General features: G+C 65.9%; 11 protein-coding genes, 1 pseudogene and 1 riboswitch. Of the genes and pseudogenes, 7 read left to right on the top strand and 5 right to left on the bottom strand.

Annotated features, from left to right (window positions below; all coding sequences use genetic code 11):
• Positions 1–20: 20 nt before the first annotated feature.
• The 3 genes and pseudogenes from J8I87_RS22985 to J8I87_RS22990 all read left to right on the top strand — a co-directional run bounded on the left by J8I87_RS22985 (position 21) and on the right by J8I87_RS22990 (position 6,260).
• Positions 21–1,232 carry an OmpA family protein gene (locus J8I87_RS22985; RefSeq protein WP_209934232.1) on the top strand — a complete coding sequence of 404 codons (1,212 nt, stop codon included), beginning with the start codon at positions 21–23 and terminating at the stop codon, positions 1,230–1,232.
• Positions 1,233–2,108: 876 nt separating this feature from the next.
• Positions 2,109–2,564, top strand: a pseudogene (locus tag J8I87_RS46355) (ESPR-type extended signal peptide-containing protein); the annotation flags it as partial.
• A gap of 57 nt (positions 2,565–2,621) precedes the next feature.
• Positions 2,622–6,260 (top strand): YadA family autotransporter adhesin, encoded by a 3,639-nt coding sequence (locus J8I87_RS22990; protein ID WP_245254095.1) that lies wholly within the window; start codon positions 2,622–2,624, stop codon positions 6,258–6,260.
• A gap of 122 nt (positions 6,261–6,382) precedes the next feature.
• Here J8I87_RS22990 and J8I87_RS22995 read toward each other — a convergent pair whose 3' ends face one another.
• The 5 genes from J8I87_RS22995 to cobG form a co-directional block, all read right to left on the bottom strand.
• Positions 6,383–7,333 (bottom strand): flagellar brake protein, encoded by a 951-nt coding sequence (locus J8I87_RS22995; RefSeq protein ID WP_209934238.1) that lies wholly within the window; start codon positions 7,331–7,333, stop codon positions 6,383–6,385.
• A 162-nt stretch (positions 7,334–7,495) separates the two neighbouring features.
• Positions 7,496–9,286 carry a precorrin-3B C(17)-methyltransferase gene (gene cobJ, locus J8I87_RS23000; RefSeq protein ID WP_209934240.1) on the bottom strand — a complete coding sequence of 597 codons (1,791 nt, stop codon included), beginning with the start codon at positions 9,284–9,286 and terminating at the stop codon, positions 7,496–7,498.
• On the bottom strand, positions 9,274–10,047 hold the full coding sequence (locus tag J8I87_RS23005) for a precorrin-2 C(20)-methyltransferase (RefSeq protein WP_245254096.1): 774 nt from the start codon (positions 10,045–10,047) through the stop codon (positions 9,274–9,276). Before J8I87_RS23005 ends, cobJ begins: the two co-directional genes overlap by 13 nt.
• Positions 10,047–10,673: a precorrin-8X methylmutase gene (locus J8I87_RS23010; protein ID WP_209934241.1), complete on the bottom strand. Its 627-nt coding sequence runs from the start codon at positions 10,671–10,673 to the stop codon at positions 10,047–10,049. Before J8I87_RS23010 ends, J8I87_RS23005 begins: the two co-directional genes overlap by 1 nt.
• Entirely contained in the window at positions 10,666–12,018 is a 1,353-nt protein-coding gene (gene cobG / locus J8I87_RS23015) for a precorrin-3B synthase (protein WP_209934242.1), read from the bottom strand. Before cobG ends, J8I87_RS23010 begins: the two co-directional genes overlap by 8 nt.
• Before the next feature lie 122 nt (positions 12,019–12,140).
• Positions 12,141–12,379, bottom strand: a riboswitch (cobalamin riboswitch).
• An 83-nt stretch (positions 12,380–12,462) separates the two neighbouring features.
• Between cobG and cbiE the strand changes: the two genes are divergently transcribed.
• Genes cbiE through cobM form a run of 4 tightly spaced genes read left to right on the top strand, consistent with a single transcriptional unit; the run spans position 12,463 to position 16,220 of the window.
• Positions 12,463–13,665, top strand: a complete 1,203-nt coding sequence (gene cbiE, locus J8I87_RS23020) for a precorrin-6y C5,15-methyltransferase (decarboxylating) subunit CbiE (RefSeq protein ID WP_209934244.1) — start codon at positions 12,463–12,465, stop codon at positions 13,663–13,665.
• Positions 13,665–14,762: a cobalt-precorrin-5B (C(1))-methyltransferase gene (locus tag J8I87_RS23025; protein ID WP_209934245.1), complete on the top strand. Its 1,098-nt coding sequence runs from the start codon at positions 13,665–13,667 to the stop codon at positions 14,760–14,762. The genes cbiE and J8I87_RS23025 overlap by 1 nt, the downstream gene beginning before the upstream one ends.
• Complete coding sequence (locus tag J8I87_RS23030) at positions 14,759–15,490, top strand: cobalt-precorrin-6A reductase (protein WP_209934247.1); 732 nt, start codon at positions 14,759–14,761, stop codon at positions 15,488–15,490. The genes J8I87_RS23025 and J8I87_RS23030 overlap by 4 nt, the downstream gene beginning before the upstream one ends.
• A gap of 1 nt (position 15,491) precedes the next feature.
• Positions 15,492–16,220, top strand: a complete 729-nt coding sequence (gene cobM / locus J8I87_RS23035; protein ID WP_209934248.1) for a precorrin-4 C(11)-methyltransferase — start codon at positions 15,492–15,494, stop codon at positions 16,218–16,220.
• Positions 16,221–16,282: the final 62 nt, after the last annotated feature.

Genomic DNA, 16,282 nt, shown 5'->3' on the forward strand with positions numbered 1-16,282 from the left:
GCGAGGAGAAAAATCAAACGATGAAAACACCAAACTTTCGCGGCCCGGTCTTCATGACGCTCGCCGCGACGCTGGCGGCGGCTTTTGCGGCGCCGGCGTTCGCGGCCAGCATCACGAGCCAGGTCCAGGCGTTGACGCCATTGGCGCAGCGCATCGCCGATCCTTATCGGCGCGGGGTAGCCGAAGGCTTCCTCGAGATCGCCGAGCGGCAGGACAGCCATGTGCTCTTTTCGCACGTCTACAACGACGCCGCGAACCGGGCGCTCGGCAATGCGCGTTATCTGATCGACAGCGGCGCGCAGTGGCAGTCGCTGTACGCCGCCAAGAACTGGCCGAAGCGCGACAAGTGGGTCCAGGCGATTCGCGAGATCGAAGCGACCAATGCCCGTGCGTCCGCATCGTCATGCAAGGGCGAGTCGGCGGGGCGTCTGCTCGCTCTGACGGACGAAGTCTGGAAAGAGCAGGACGAAACGCACGGCACGCGCTGGGTGCACGGCTGGGAAGCAATCGAGCGCGCGAAGACGCTGAGCGTGCAGGTCAATGACGAGCTCGATCGTTGCCCTGCGCCGCCTGCGCCTCCTCTTGCGGAGACGCCGCTGCCGGATAAGCCGATTTCGCTGTCGGCCGATGCGCTGTTCGATTTCGACAGCGCGAAGCTGAAGCCTGACGGCATCGATGCGATCGACCAAATCGCGTCGGGTCTGAATCGCGCGAAGTCGATCGACGTCGTGACGGTGATCGGCTACACGGATCGCTTTGGCTCAGTCGCACACAACCGCGATCTGTCGCGGCGCCGTGCGCAGGCGGTTGCCGATGAGTTGAAGAAACGCGGCGTGAATCCCGAGCACTTCGATGTGCGCGGCGCGGGTTCGACGGCGCCCGTCGCGATGTGTCCGGGTCCGAAGAAGCCTGCCGTGATCGCATGTCTCGCGCCGAACCGGCGCGTCGAGATACGCGTGAGCGCGATGTCGGTGGCTGATTCGCCAGGGGCGGCCGCGCAGCGGCAAGTACAGCAGCAGTCGATGCAGGTGCAGCAGCAGACGGGCGTTCAGCGACAGGCGCAAGCGCTGCAGCAAGCGCAACAGGTGCAACAGGTGCAACAGCAAATGCAGCAGCCGCAAGCGCAGGTACCGGCTCAGCAAGCGCCGTTGACGGAGCAGTCAGTGCAGTTGCGCAACCAATGGCAATTGCAGGGGCAAGCGCCACAGCAGACGCCGCTCAAGCAGCAATAGTCGTATTGAAGGCGGCTTCCATCGAGGCTGCACATGAGCCGAAACGGCCCGGTCATGCGAATGACCGGGCCGTTTTTTTATGCGCTATGAAACTCCACGCCAGTGAAGCTGCATCGCTAAATGCGCGTGCAATCCGGATTCGATATGCGAAACGTCCGATGCGTTGATCGCAGTACAACTGAAACGCAGATCGTATCTCATGTGAGGCGCCGATTTCTTTAGAAGCATGTTTTGAATCTATGAGTTTCTATTTGATGCGAGACGACGGGAACGCATGTCGCTGTGTCTGAATTCGCGCACGCGAATGGAGAGAAAAGCCGTGGGGGTAAAACGGTTGTCATGTTGACAGCGTTGGGTTCGCTGAACAGCGTTGCCATCGCCGGAGCACTTAATGGAGGCTCGGCAACCGGCAGCAACTGAGCAATGGCCTGAGGACCAGAGGCCAGGGCTACGAACGAGGCCCAGTTTGTTGGAAAACCCAGCAAACCGGGCCTTTCGCATACGCGAGCGGAAAATCCCGCGCCTTACTTGGACAACATCGATGCGATCGAACACATAGACCTTATGGTAGCCATTCCACGGCGACTCATCGAAGCATCGAATAACTCCTAAACCGTGCCCTGCCGATACGTTTTATATGAAGAATGACCGAGCGTTCGGAATTATTCGATTACGAAATATTCTCTAAGCGCATACCTTTCGAAACGCGTGTGTCGAATACCGCCCGGTCGTGTTGCGCGCGTGTGAGCGTAGATGCCGACGAACCAGGCGGTCACAGCGATGCTGTTTCCTCGCTGCGACCGCGTGGATTTCGTGGATGAACGCCTTTCGACCACTTATGCATTTAAGTATGGCCCCGTAAACATAGGATATCTAATGAACAAGACTTATCGTTCCGTCTGGAACGAAGCGGCAGGAACTTGGGTGGCGGTACAGGAAAATGCCAAGGGCAAGAGAAAGAAGGCAACCAAAGGCGCAGTGGCGCTCTTGACTGCAAGTGCCGGTCTGGCTTCGTCGCTGGCCCACGCTGGAGCCACCGATGGTGGATATGCTCCTGGGTACGCAGCGTCGTCATTGGGATATGCATCGAGCGCCACTGGCAGTTGGTCGACTGCGTTGGGGGCGTTTTCATACGCGTCCGGTAATTGGTCGACCGCTGTAGGTAATCAGACAGTGGCGACGGGGTTCTCCGCAGCGGCTTTTGGCGACTCCGCGCGTGCCATGGCGGACTATGCGACTGCGCTCGGCCAGAATGCATATGCCTTTGCAATCGGGGCGAGCGCGTTGGGTCAGTCTGCGACTGCCGCCACAGCCAATTCAGTCGCGCTTGGCGCGTACTCCGTTGCCAACTCGTCAACACTGTCGACCGCAGGCTACGACCCCGGCGCCATGGCCCTCGTTGCTTCGACGGCGGTGGGTGGTGAAGTCTCCGTCGGCAAAGCCGGGGCGGAGCGTCGCATTACGAACGTCGCAGCAGGCTACGCTTCGACGGACGCGGTGAACGTCAGCCAGTTGATGGCTGAAGACATGAAGGTCAATGGCATCAGCAACAACCTGGGCAACCTCAGCAACGTCGTCAACAACCTTAGTGCCGGCGGCGGCAATCTAAAGTACTTCCAGGCGAATTCGGCGCTGGGCAGTGCGAGCGCAGCAGGCACTAACTCAATCGCGATCGGCGGCGCGGCTACGGCCTCGACAACGAACTCGGTTGCTTTGGGCTCGAATTCGCTGGCCAACTCGACGACACTCGGCACGGCCGGCTACAACCCCGGCGGCGCGACCCTCACGGCAGCCACGGCTGCGGGCGGTGAGGTTTCTGTCGGCAAGACAGGTGCAGAGCGCCGCATCACGAACGTCGCGGCGGGCTACTCGGGAACGGATGCCGTCAACGTCAGCCAGTTGATGTCGGAAGATGCGAAGGTCAACGCGGAAGGCGCCGCGACGGCGGCTTCACTGGGCGGTGGTTCGTCGTATAACCCGGCGACGGGCGCGATCACGAACCCGACATACAACATTGCGGGCGGCACGTATAACAACGTTGCAGGTGCGCTGACGAGCATTGATGCGCGTCTCAACAATATCGGCAGTAACGCCAATCTGAAGTATTTCCACGCGAACTCGTCGCTGGCGGATTCGACGGTGACAGGCACCGACAGCATCGCTGCGGGTCCGGCCGCAACCGCCAGCGCGAGCAGCGCGGTGGCGCTCGGCGCGAACTCGGTGGCAGACCGCGCGAATACCGTGTCGGTAGGTTCATCGACGGCTCAACGTCAGATCACGAATATGGCCGCCGGCACGGCAGCAGCCGATGCCGTCAACGTGTCGCAACTGTCGGGCGTGACGGCGGCCCTTGGCGGGGGGGCGACCGTGAATCCGGATGGCTCGATTGCCGCGCCGGCATTCAACGTCAACGGCCAGACGTTCTCGAACGTGGGCGACGCGCTGTCCAATCTGTCGAATATGGTCGCGCCCGTGGCCTCGAACCTGAAATACATCCGGTTCGGCCCGAGCAGTGCCGCCGCTGCACAAGCCGCAGGCACCGACGCCCTCGCGATCGGCGGCAACGCGTTCGCCAATGCGAACGGCTCACTTGCGATCGGCGCAGGCGCACGCGCGCTCGGCGTCAACTCGGTTGCGATGGGCTATGGTTCGGCAACCAGCATCGCGAATACGTTCGCTGTGGGCAGCTCGACGTCGACCCGTCGTATCGTCAATGTCGCCGACGGTGTGGCGAACACCGATGCCGCAACCGTTGGCCAGGTCAACGCGGACATCGCTGCGGCCGTCGCCAACCTCAGTTCGTCGACGGTTTCCTCAAAGCAGCTGCTCGCGTCTCCCGCAGTACGCTCGACGTCGTTGCTCGGCGCGCCGTCACCGTCGCTGCTCGGTGCATCGTCGCTTCCGCCTGACCAGTTGCTCGTATCGGGTCCGACCGACAAGCAGGGCATGATCGAAGCGACGGGCACGGACTCGATGGCGATCGGCCTGAACACGCATGCGACGGCTGATTATGCAATCGCGGCCGGGACGGGTGTGGAAGTGGGCTCGGCTTCTTCGGTCGGTATCGGTCAGAACATCGCGGTGAACGGCACGAACACGGTGGCGATCGGCTCGACGGTGTCGGCAAACGGCGCCAATGCTGTAGTGATCGGTACCAACGGCACGGAAGCCGATGCGGACAACGCCATCGCGATCGGTAACAACGTGGCCGTGGGCGGCTCGCATACGGAAGCCATCGGCGAGAACATCATCGCCACGGGTTCGAACAGTGTCACGCTCGGCTACAACAGCGCGGACAACGGCCGCGCGAACATCGTGTCGGTCGGCAGCAGCACGCAGTTGCGCCAGATCGCTTACGTGGGTGCCGGCACGCAAAACACCGACGCCGTCAACGTTGCGCAGCTCAAGGGTGTCATGGCCGCACTGGGCGCTGGCTCGACGGTGAACAACGACGGCACCATCACGAACCCGACGTACGTGATTGGCGGATCGACGGTGACGAACATCGCCAGCGCGATCACCAGCCTCGACGCCCGCGTCAACGCGAACACCACCGACATCACGAACCTGCAGACGCAGACGAACGTAGGCGGCATCAATCTCGTGACGCAGGATGCGACGACCAGCAACATCCTCGTCGCCTCACAGACGGGCGGCTCGATCGTCGACTTCACGGGCACGGCCGGTGCGCGCAGGCTGACGGGCGTAGCGGCGGGCAAGGTGAACGCATCGAGCGTCGACGCGGTGAACGGCACGCAGTTGTATAACGTGGCGGCATCGACGGCCAACGCGATCGGCGGCGGTTCGACGTTCAACCCGGCGACGGGCACGATCGCGAACCCGGCGTACGTCGTCGGCGGCTCGACGGTCACGACGATCGGCGGTGCAATCACGAACCTCGACGCACGTGTCTATGCGAACACCACGGACATCACGAACCTGCAGACGCAGATCAACCAGAGCGGCACCGGCATGGTGACGCAGGATGCGACGAGCAAGAACATCCTCGTCGCGTCGCAGACGAACGGTTCCGTCGTCGACTTCACGGGCAAGGCAGGCACGCGCGTTTTGTCGGGCGTGGCAGCCGGCGTGGCGGCAACGGATGCAGTGAACGTCGGGCAGTTGCAGGCGGCGGGCATCATCGGCCCGAATGGGCAGACGAAGGCTGCCGTCACCTACGGCACGAATGCGAACGGCACGACGAACTACAGCAGCATCACGCTGGGTGACGGCACGTCGAACGCGGCACCCGTGGCGATCCACAACGTTGCAGCAGGCACGCAGGCCAACGATGCGGTGAATTACTCGCAGTACGAGGCGCTGCAGTCGCGGATCAACGCGATCACCAACGTCGGAACGGGTGTCGATACGCTGTTCGTCGGCGATGGCAACCGCAACACGGAAGCGGCGCAGGCAACCGGCACGCACGCGACGGCGATGGGCGCGTCGGCCAACGCAAGCGGCAACCAGTCGATCGCGGCGGGCTATGCGTCGAATGCGTCCGGCCAGAACGCGGTTGCAATCGGTTCGACGTCGACGGCGAGCGGCAAAAACTCGGTCGCGCTCGGCGCGGGTTCGGTCGCGAATCAGGACAACACCGTGTCCGTCGGTTCGGCAACGCAACAGCGCCGCGTCACGAACGTTGCAGCCGGCACACAGACGACGGATGCCGTCAACGTCGGCCAGTTGAACGAAGCCGTGGCGAGCGCCGTGGGCAACCTGCCCGCCGGCATGACCACGAAGGACTACACGGATCAGCAGATCAGCGCGATGCAGAACTCCGTGAACCAGGTCGCGAAGAACGCGTATGCAGGCGTGGCCGCCGCGATGGCGATGCCGAACCTCACGCCGTCACAGCCGGGCAACACGGTGGTCGCGGCGGGCGCGGGCAACTACAAGAGCGGCGGGGCGGTGGGCTTCGGCGCGACGTATCGTTCGCGTGACGGCAGGTGGCTGGTCAACGGCGCGGTGTCGGTGACCACGACGGGCGACGCAGGCGTACGCGCGCAGGTCGGCTACGAGTTCTAAGCGGCTGTCGTGAAGCGGGCACGAGAAGCTTCGGGTGCCCGCTCTCATGAAGCATCAGGCCCGGCTTGCTGGAAACCCCAGCAAACCGGGCCTTTCGCATACGCGAGCGGACAATCCGCGCGTTACTTCGGACCGCTCGTCCAGAAGATCACATCATCGATGCGATCGAACACATAGACCTTCAGCGCCATCTGCTCGACCTGATCGAGCATTTCGAACTCGATGCCGTGCGTCGCGGGGTCGCCGGGCTTCGAGCCCTGCTGCACATTGCGGATGATCGCGGTGGCTTCGATCGACGTGTCCATGTCCTTCGACTGCAGCCGGAACGCGACACGGATGCGTTTGCCGACTTCGCCGACCGTCCACGGCGCGGCGAACGACATGCCCATCGCGCTCACGCTCTGCACGAGGCCGAGGCTTTCGTAACCGCTGCCTTGCGCGTCGATGCCAAAGCGCAGCGGCAGGCTCGCGCGCACACGCACCGACTTGCGCTCGCGCAGCCGGCGCACCACGCCCGGCTTCGACAGCACCAGATAATGGAACGGCGCGAGGCACACGGAATCGACGGTGCACACGAAACGGAACACCGCCTGGCTCGCGATCGCGACGATCTCGACGTTTTCGCCGACGGCGAGCGACATCGCCTTGCCGTCGACGAGCGGCGGCGTGACGAACAGCGACTCGTTCGGCGCAAAGCCGATGATCCGCGACGGATGCATCGGCGCGCCCATGCCGACCTGCGAGCGCACGCCAATCAGCGCGCCGATCGTCAGATGCATTTCCTTGAGTGTGAGCGCTTCGGATTCGCCCGGTTTCGCGGCGGGCTGCGCGGCGTCGGCGCCGTCCTCGGCGCCGGCGCTCAGGTCGCCGCGCTGCGGCTTGAAATGCTCGAACAGAAAGCGATGCTCGTCTGCGCCAATCACGACCGCGCCGCGCTCGAACAGCAGCGCGCCATCGCTGTCGACGATCGGAAACTCGAGCGGCACGCCGATGGGCACTGCGTCCGGCGCGAGCTGACGCGGGCTGGAAGACGCGCTCACGCTCGCGTCGACGGTATCTTCACTGGTTTGCATGATTGGCGAATGAAGCGTTGGGCGGAGATAACTGCTGTATACGTCGCGCTTTAGAAAAACTTTAGTTTTCTTTTTTAGCGCGCGTTCAATCCGCTATTCGTTCGCATTATTCAAATTCGATAAATCGCCGGGTTAAAGCAATGCAAACGTTAATATCGGCGCCTATTTATACCAGCGCGGCGTGTAAACCCATTCGCGGCCCGTCTCCGCGGCCCGGAACGCGCGCGTCGTCGAAGAGCCGATTATCACCATCGTTCGCATATCGACATCGGCGGATTTGAGTTCGGCGAGCGTGGTGGTTTTCAGCGTCGCGCCCGGGCGGCCAATATCGCGGCCGAGCACGACAATCGTCTTTGGCGCCCGAAAATCGCGCACGATATCGAGCGCCTTGTCGAGTTGCCAGGGGCGGGCGCGCGAAATCGGGTTATAGAACGCCATCACCAGATCGGCTTCGGCGGCATGCCGCAAGCGCGTTTCGATGACGGGCCACGGCTTCAGATTGTCCGACAGCGACAGCACGCAGAAATCGTGGCCGAGCGGCGCGCCCACCTGCGCGGCTGTCGCCAGTGCGGCTGAGATGCCGGGCACGATCTCCAGTTCGACGGCGGCCCATGCGGCGTTCTGAGCCTGGGTGTGCGCCTCCGTTTGCGCCTCCATTTGCGCCTCGTTGTGTGGATGGCCGCGTGCTTCATCGAGCGCTTCGAGCACGGCCGCCGCCATCGCGAACACGCCCGGATCGCCCGACGACACCATCGCGACGCGCCGTCCCGCGCTCGCCAGCTCGAACGCATGGCGGGCGCGCTGCATTTCCTCGCGATTGTCGGTGGCGTGCACGCGCTGGTCAGCGCGGAACGGGCCTGCCATTTCCACGTAGGTTTCGTAGCCGAGGATGTCGGTGGCCTGCGTCAGCACGGCGCGGGCGGCGGGCGCCATCAGCGACGCATCGCCGGGGCCGAGGCCGATCACGCTCAGCTTGCCGCGCGCGCGGCCGACCGACGCGGGATCGAGCGGCGCGTGGGCCACGGCGAAAGCGATGGACGCGTCGCCGTCATCTACTGCCTGATGCGGCATGCGCAACGTCTTGCTCAGCATCGTCGCCGCGCCGGGCTGACTGCCGTCGTCGGCGGCGAAGCGCAGGGCGATCTGCAGCGCTTGCGCGACGTGCGCGAGTACGGGATCGCTCATCAGCGAAGCGGGCGCGAGCAGCACGGCGATCGACTGCGCGGCCAGCCCGCGCGCATGGGCCGCTTCGAGTATGTGTTCGCGCAAGCTGTCGCCCGTCGCCGCTGCCGTTGCCGTTTTATCGATCGCGACGACGACGCTGCGCGGATGGATCACCAGCTCGTCCGTCGCGCCGTTCCACGCCATCGGCGTGACGCGGATCGCGCGCCGCGCATCGTCGGCGCGCGGCAGTTGCACATCGTCGAGCCACGGCGCGTCACCTTCGATGCGCGTCGCTTCACCCGCCAGCAGATCCGACACGAAGCGCTTGCCCTGATCGAGGCTCGCGAGCGTGTAGCCATCGGGCGGATTCAGCACGCACGCACCGAAGCGCAGTTCGCCGCTCGTGGTGATCGCGGGCGGCACGTCGAGCGCGGCGGCGATCTCGCGCGCCATCGCGTTGACGCCCGAGAGTCCGCCGAGCAGCGGCACCACGGCGCTGCCGTCTTCGGCGACGGCCAGCACGGGCGGCTCGACGCCCTTGTTCGCGAGCAGCGGCGCGATGCAGCGGATCACGATGCCCGCCGCGCACAACGCGACGATGGGCGTGCCGCTCGCATAGAGTTCGCGCAGATGCGCGCCCAGTTCCGTGAAGGCGTTATCGGCATCGGACACGCGGCCTTGCAGTCCGTGCACCTGAGCGCCTTCGTACAGCGACTGCACGCGCCGCGCGGTGGCCTGCGCGCCGACGCCGAGTATCACGATCGCGGGCGGCGTCGTCATCCTTGCCATTTTTCCCCCGGCACGACGAGCAGCGAGAAGTAGGGCGATGCCATCGGATCGACTTCGGCGAGCGGCACGATGCGCTGGTTCGCCATCGTCGCACGCTCGACGTAGAGTGCGCGATCGGCGAGCCCCAGCTCGTCGAGCACACGGCGCACCTTGTCGAAGTTGCGGCCGAGTTTCATCACGACGGCGGCGTCGGCATCGGCGAGACGGCGCTTGAGCTCGTCTTCGGGCAGCACGCCCGAGAGCACCGACAGCGTCTGGTTGCGATACACGAGCGGCTGGCCGAGCACGGCGACGCCGCCGAGCATCGAGCACACGCCCGGCACCACCTCGGCCTCGAAGCGCGGCGACAGCCGGTTCGCGAGGCGGTCGTGCAGATACATGTACGAGCCGTAGAAGAACGGGTCGCCCTCGCAGATCACCGCGACGTCGCGCCCCGCGTCGAGATGCTGCGCGACCACTTCGGCCGCCGTATCGTAGAAGTCGGCGATGATCGCTTCGTACGAGAGCGGCGGCTCGAGCGCTTCCGTCGTCACGGGATAGACGAGCGGCAACTGCTCCTGCGCGCTCGACAGATGCGATTCGATGATCGAGAACGCATTGCCTTTCTTGCCCTTCGCGACGAAATACGCGACCACGTGCGCCGCTTTCAACAAACGCAGCGCCTTTACCGTGATGAGTTCGGGGTCGCCCGGACCGACCCCGAGCCCATACAGCCGTCCGCGCGTTTTCGCTGGCTGTTCGGCCATCAGTTGCCCCGTCATTATTCTTCCTCCGATGCGAGCGCGTTCACGGCGGCCGCCGCCATCGCGCTGCCGCCGCGCCGGCCTTGCACGGCGACGTACGGCACGCCTCGGCTGTCGGCGGCGAGCAGCGCCTTCGACTCCGCCGCGCCGACGAAGCCGACGGGAAAGCCGAGAATCAGCGCGGGGCGCGGCGCGCCTGCGTCGAGCATGTCGAGCAGATAGAAGAGCGAGGTCGGTGCGTTGCCGATCACGACGACGCTGCCTGCCAGGTGCGGCCGCCACAGTTCGAGCGCGACGGCCGAGCGCGTGTTGTTCAGTTCGCGCGCGAGCGCGGGCACGCGCGCGTCGCCAAGCGTGCAGATCACTTCATTGTGCGAAGGCAGGCGCGCCCGCGTGATGCCCTCGGCGACCATGCGCGCGTCGCACAGGATGGGCGCGCCGCTCGCCAGCGCGGCGCGGCCCGCGCGCCCCGCGCCGTCCGAAAAGCGCAAATCGCCGACGATATCGACCATGCCGCACGCGTGGATCACGCGCACGGCGAGCTTTTCGAGGTCGGCGGGAATGTGCGAGAGGTCGGCTTCCGCGCGTATCGTCGCGAACGACTGGCGATAGATTTCCTGACCGTCGCGGATGTATTCATGCATCGGATGGCTCATCAAAAGAGTGTGGCGCGGACGGGTTCAGCAGGTCCGCGGCGGCGTCGATCGTCAGACCGCGCGCGATGCAGCGGCCAAAGCCGGTGGAGTCGCGCGGGTCGTCGGTGGTGTAGAGGTCGTAGCGGCCGGCGGCCACCGCGAGCAACGTGTACGGCGCGCGATGCGCGGCCGCGCATGAACGCGGGCAGCCGCTCAGATGGACGTGCATCGGTTCGGGCACGCGCGCGGCGAGCGTCGATGCGTCTGCCTTCGTATCGGCGAGACTCTTTGCACAGCCCGTCGAGCCGGCGCAGGCGATCACGCGGGTCAGCGGGTCGTGCGGCGTGATCGCGAGGCCAAGTTCGGCGAGCGCGTGCAGCGTGGCCGGAACATTGGCCATGTCGATATGGGTGAGCAGCACGCTTTGCCACGGTGTCATGCACAGCGCCGCACCGGCGTTCTCACGCACGAGCGCTGCGAGGCCGCGCAAGGTCGCGCTGTTCATTCGCCCCAATGGCGGCTGAGCGCCGATGTACGAGCGCTGTCCGTCGCGCTGTGGATGCGCGCCGAGCCGTTGCGACGAATCGGCGGATGGGCGCCGCCAGTGCTCGACAGCCGCGTCACGCAGCAGCCGCACATCGGTGTTGCGCTCGACATGCGCGAGCACGCTGTCGACGGAACGCGCAGCGAGCACATCGCGCATGCGTGTCTGCTCCGGCGTGGCCAGATCGAGGAACGCATGCATCAGCGCCTTCGCGAGCGGGGTGACATCTGAAGGCGCGACAGCCGCCAGCGCGCTCGCGTGCGGCGCGGCGACGGGCGGGCATCCCGCGAGTCCGAATGCGAACAGCACGTCGCCGCGGCCGGGATGCGGCATCGCCGAGAACCAGATGTCGTGCGGATGGTCGAGCATCATCAGACGCTCGCCGCCGTCGAGCAGCAGCGCGAACTTCGGCGACAGCGCGGCGAACCGCGCTTCGCCTTGCAGCAGCGCGAGGAGCTCGACGGCGAGCGCGGACGTGTCGTATGAAGCGTGCGCATCGTGGCCCGCGACGGGGCTCGCCATCAGGTTGCGCACGTCGTCGGCGAAAGCGTGGGCGTGTTCCGGCGGACCGAGTCCCGCGCCGAGCAGCGCGGCGATCAGCGCTTCTTCGTGACCGCGCTTCACGCCACGCAATTGCAGGTTCGCCCGATTGGTGATGTCGACGATGCCTGACGCGTGTTCGTCGATGGCATCCGCGATGGCGAGCGCCTCGCTTGCGCTCAACGCGCCGAGCGCGAGCTTCACGCGGCAGATGCCGCCGTCGAGCGCGGGCACGATGCGAAACAGCCCCGGGCAAGCCGAAGGGCGCAAGTTTTGGGCATCGGACGAATGAAAAGCGTGGCTCAAGACATTAGCGGGTTAGCGTCGCGCGACGGCCCCGGGCATCTCGAACGAGAGTGGCTCGGCATCGGTACACCCCGCCCGATGTTGGCTGGCACGAACAGTTGGCCGGCAGGTCTCCTGCGTCGACGAGAGGTGGCGCTTTCGGCGTACTCTCGTCCCGTGCAACGCAGTTGCACTAGCAGGTCGTCGTTCACGCCGGCCTTCCCGGCACATCACCCGTGGCGCAATGGGCGTGGACTCGCTGCATCAGTTGCGGGGGCAGTCACGATCAACGGTGACGTGTGTTCCCTCTTAGGCCCCGAAAGGCACCGGCGAACGGGTATTATGCCTTTTTTCGAACAGCACAACGACGCCGGGGCCTTTGAATACGGCCCGCCGGGCGTGTTTCAGAAAACCGATGAGGATGGATGCATGCCGGCCTGGCTGACCGTGGTGGGAATGGGCGATGACGGTTTTGCCGGCTTGGGAAAGGCCGCGCGGCGCGCGCTGATCGACGCGTCGGTGATCTACGGCGGCGAGCGGCATCTGGCGATGCTGCCCGTCTGCCTGTCGGCCGCGCGCGAACCGTGGCCGCATCCGTTCGACATCGCGCCCGTGCTCGCGCGCCGCAACACACCCGTGTGCGTGCTGGCGAGCGGCGATCCGATGTTCTACGGCGTCGGCGCGACACTCGCGCGCCACCTTCCCGCCGATGAATTGCGCGTGCTGCCCGCGCCTTCGTCGGTGTCGCTCGCGGCGGCGCGGCTCGGCTGGGCGCTGCAGGACGCGGCGACGGTATCGCTGGTCGGGCGTCCCCTTGCCGCCTTGCAGATGCATCTGCACGAACGCGCGCGCGTGTTCGTGTTGAGCGCGGACGGCGCGACGCCCGCCGCCGTCGCCGGCTGGCTTTGCGAACGCGGCTTCGGCGCGACGCGCATGGTCGTGATGGAGCATCTGGGCAGCGCATCCGAACGCCTGATCGACGCGCGCGCCGATTGCTGGCAGATCAGCGAGACAGCATCGCTGAACGTGATTGCGCTCGAATGCACGCGCGATCCATCCGCGCCCAAGCTCGCGCTCACGCCTGGACTGCCTGACGACGCCTATCGCCACGACGGCCAGCTGACCAAACGCGACGTGCGCGCGCTGACGCTCGGACGCCTCGCGCCCGCGCCCGGCGAACTGCTGTGGGACGTCGGCGCGGGTTGCGGCTCGATCGGCATCGAATGGATGCGCGCGCACGCGACGTGCCGGGCGATCGCGATCGAAGCGAACAGCGAGCGCCAGCGCTTCATCGAACACAATCGCGATGCGCTCGGCGTGCCGAATCTGCAACTGATCGCGGGCAAGGCGCCCGATGCATTGCAAGGGCTGCCCGCGCCCGACGCGATCTTCATCGGCGGCGGCGTGACGGCCGACGGCGTGCTCGACGCGTGCTGGCGCTCGCTGAAAGACGGCGGCAGGCTGGTCGCGAACGCCGTCACGCTCGAAGGCGAAGCGACCCTCATCGCATGGCGCGCGGCGCACGGCGGCACGCTCACGCGCATCGCGCTCGCCGAGGCGCAACCCCTCGGCGGCTTCGAGACGTGGCGTCCCGTGCTGCCGATCACGCTACTCGACACCCGCAAACCGTGATGCGCGACGAGACGCCCGAACAACCCGCGCCGCTGCGCAGCGGCTACACGACGGGAAGCTGCGCGACGGCGACGTCGCTGGCGGCGGCGCGGCTGCTGCTGACGGGGATCGTCAGCGACGTCGCGGAGATCGTGTTGCCGAAGGGCCAGCATGTGCCGATGAAGCTCGTCTTCTGCCGTTTGCTGACCGACGCGGAGGGCGGCGCGGAGGCGGGCACCGTCAAGGATGCGGGCGACGATCCCGACGTCACGCACGGCGCCGTGGTGTTCGCGCGCGTGCGTCTGAGCGCGACGCCCGGCGTGCGCTTTCACGCGGGGCCGGGCGTCGGCACCGTGACGCGCGCGGGCCTCACGCTGCCCGTCGGCGAGCCGGCCATCAATCCCGTGCCGCGGCAGATGATGACGACGCATCTCGCCGAGCTCGCGGGCGAGCACGGCTACGAAGGTGGCTTCGACGTGACGATCGGCGTCGAGAACGGCGAGGCGCTCGCGCAGAAGACGATGAATCCGCGGCTTGGCATCGTCGGCGGCCTGTCGATACTCGGCACGACGGGTATCGTGCGTCCGTTCTCGTGCTCGGCCTATATCGCATCGATTCATCAGGGCATCGACGTGGCGCGCGCGAACGGCTATCTGCACGTCGCCGCATGCACGGGCAACGCGAGCGAGGACGCGATGCGCGCGTACTATCATCTGCCCGATATCGCGCTGATCGAAATGGGCGACTTCGCGGGCGCGGTGCTCAAGCACCTCAGGCGTGCGCCCGTCGACAGGCTCAGCATGTGCGGCGGCTTCGGCAAGCTGAGCAAGCTCGCGGGCGGCCACCTCGATCTGCATAGCCGCCATTCGAGCATCGACTTGCCGCAACTCGCCGAGTGGGCCGCCGGGAGCGGCGCAAGCGCAGCGCTGCAGGCCGCCATCGTCGGCGCGAATACGAGCCAGCAGGCGCTTGCGCTGGCGCTCGCCGACGGCGTGCCTTTGGGCGATGTCGTCTGCGCGCGCGCCCGCGCCGTCGCACGCGAGATCGTTCCCTCGACAGTTGCCGTGGAGATGTTCGCGATCGACCGGCAGGGCAATATCGTTGGAGCGGCGCGATGAAACGTGTGCTTTTGCTCGGCGGCACGGGCGACGCGTTGCAGATCGCGCGGCAACTTGGGCCGCAGCATGTGTATAGCCTCGCGGGGCTCGGGCGCGTGCCGCAAGGGCTCGCGTGCGCTGTGCGTGTCGGCGGATACGGCGGCAGCGACGGGCTGGCGCGGTTCATCGAAAGCGAGGGGATCGCGCTCGTGATCGACGCGACGCATCCCTACGCCGCGCAAATGAGCGCGAACGCGGCCGCCGCATGCCGCCGCGCGCATGTGCCGTGCTGGGCGCTGCGCCGCGCGGGCTGGACAGCGCAAGCAGGCGACGACTGGCGCATGGTGGGCGGCTGGGATGCGCTCGCCGATGCGATCCGCCCATTCAGGCGCGTGCTGTTCACTTCGGGCCGCGAGCCGCTCGCGCATCTCGACGAGATTCCCGCACATCAATTCTGGATCGTGCGTTGCCTCGACGCGCATCCGGGCAACGAGCGAGCGCGCATCATCGACGCGCGCGGCCCGTTCGATATCGATGGCGAGCGAGCGCTGTTCGCATTGAATCGCATCGACGTGCTCGTCACCAAGAACAGCGGCGGCGAGGCGACGCGCGCCAAGCTCGATGTCGCGCGTGAACTGAGGGTGCCTGTCGTGATGATGCGTCGTCCGGCGCTACCGGAGGTCGATCGCGAATTCGACAGTCCCGCGCAACTGCTGCGCGCAATGAACGAAGAGAGTGGAGTGCTGTGAGATGACGGTGTTTTTTATCGGCGCGGGGCCGGGCGATCCTGAACTGATCACGGTGAAGGGGCAGCGCCTGGTGCGGACGTGTCCCGTGATCCTGTACGCGGGCTCGCTCGTGCCGCAAGCCGTGCTGGGCGGCAACGTCGCGCGGAAGATCGTGAATACGGCCGACCTCGATCTGGACACGATCGTCGCGCTGCTTGCCGAAGCGCATGCGAAGGGACAGGACGTCGCGCGCGTCCATTCCGGCGATCCGTCGTTGTATGGCGCGATCGGCGAGCAGATCCGCCGCTTGCGCTCGCTCGGCATTCCGTACCAGATCGTACCGGGCGTGACGGCGACGGCCGCGTGCGCGGCGGCGCTCGGTGTCGAGCTGACGCTGCCCGACGTATCGCAGACGCTGATCCTCACGCGCTATGCGCGCAAGACGTCGATGCCGGAAGGCGAGCAGCTTGCGGACCTCGCGCGACATCGGGCGTCGATGGCGATCCATCTGGGCGTGCGCCACCTCGCGCGTATCGTCGAAGAACTGATGCCGCACTACGGCAGCGATTGCCCCGTGGCGGTGATCTACCGCGCAAGCTGGCCGGACGAGGAAAAGTTGACGGGCACGCTCGCGGACATTGTCGGGAAAGTGCAGGCGACGGACATCGAACGAACCGCGCTGATCCTGGTCGGGCGAGTGCTCGACGCCGACCATTTCGCGGACTCGACGCTCTATTCGAAGGAAGGTTAGAGGAATACCACAAACAACGACTAGCCCATCGCCGCACGAAGCATGGGGACGTCGAGAGCCCG

Origin of the sequence: Paraburkholderia sp. LEh10 (genome assembly GCF_017814945.1) — a bacterium.
In the GTDB taxonomy this organism is placed as follows: Bacteria; Pseudomonadota; Gammaproteobacteria; order Burkholderiales; family Burkholderiaceae; genus Paraburkholderia.

Bases quoted from the DNA above. Each gene is read 5' to 3' on its own strand.
- J8I87_RS23005 (WP_245254096.1), bottom strand. From the start codon at position 10,047: ATGACGGGGCAACTGATGGCCGAACAGCCAGCGAAAACGCGCGGACGG.
- J8I87_RS23025 (WP_209934245.1), top strand. From the start codon at position 13,665: ATGCGCGACGAGACGCCCGAACAACCCGCGCCGCTGCGCAGCGGCTAC.
- cbiE (WP_209934244.1), top strand. From the start codon at position 12,463: ATGCCGGCCTGGCTGACCGTGGTGGGAATGGGCGATGACGGTTTTGCC.
- J8I87_RS22985 (WP_209934232.1), top strand. From the start codon at position 21: ATGAAAACACCAAACTTTCGCGGCCCGGTCTTCATGACGCTCGCCGCG.
- J8I87_RS22995 (WP_209934238.1), bottom strand. From the start codon at position 7,333: ATGCAAACCAGTGAAGATACCGTCGACGCGAGCGTGAGCGCGTCTTCC.
- J8I87_RS23010 (WP_209934241.1), bottom strand. From the start codon at position 10,673: ATGCATGAATACATCCGCGACGGTCAGGAAATCTATCGCCAGTCGTTC.
- J8I87_RS22990 (WP_245254095.1), top strand. From the start codon at position 2,622: ATGGCCCTCGTTGCTTCGACGGCGGTGGGTGGTGAAGTCTCCGTCGGC.
- cobJ (WP_209934240.1), bottom strand. From the start codon at position 9,286: ATGGCAAGGATGACGACGCCGCCCGCGATCGTGATACTCGGCGTCGGC.
- cobM (WP_209934248.1), top strand. From the start codon at position 15,492: ATGACGGTGTTTTTTATCGGCGCGGGGCCGGGCGATCCTGAACTGATC.
- J8I87_RS23030 (WP_209934247.1), top strand. From the start codon at position 14,759: ATGAAACGTGTGCTTTTGCTCGGCGGCACGGGCGACGCGTTGCAGATC.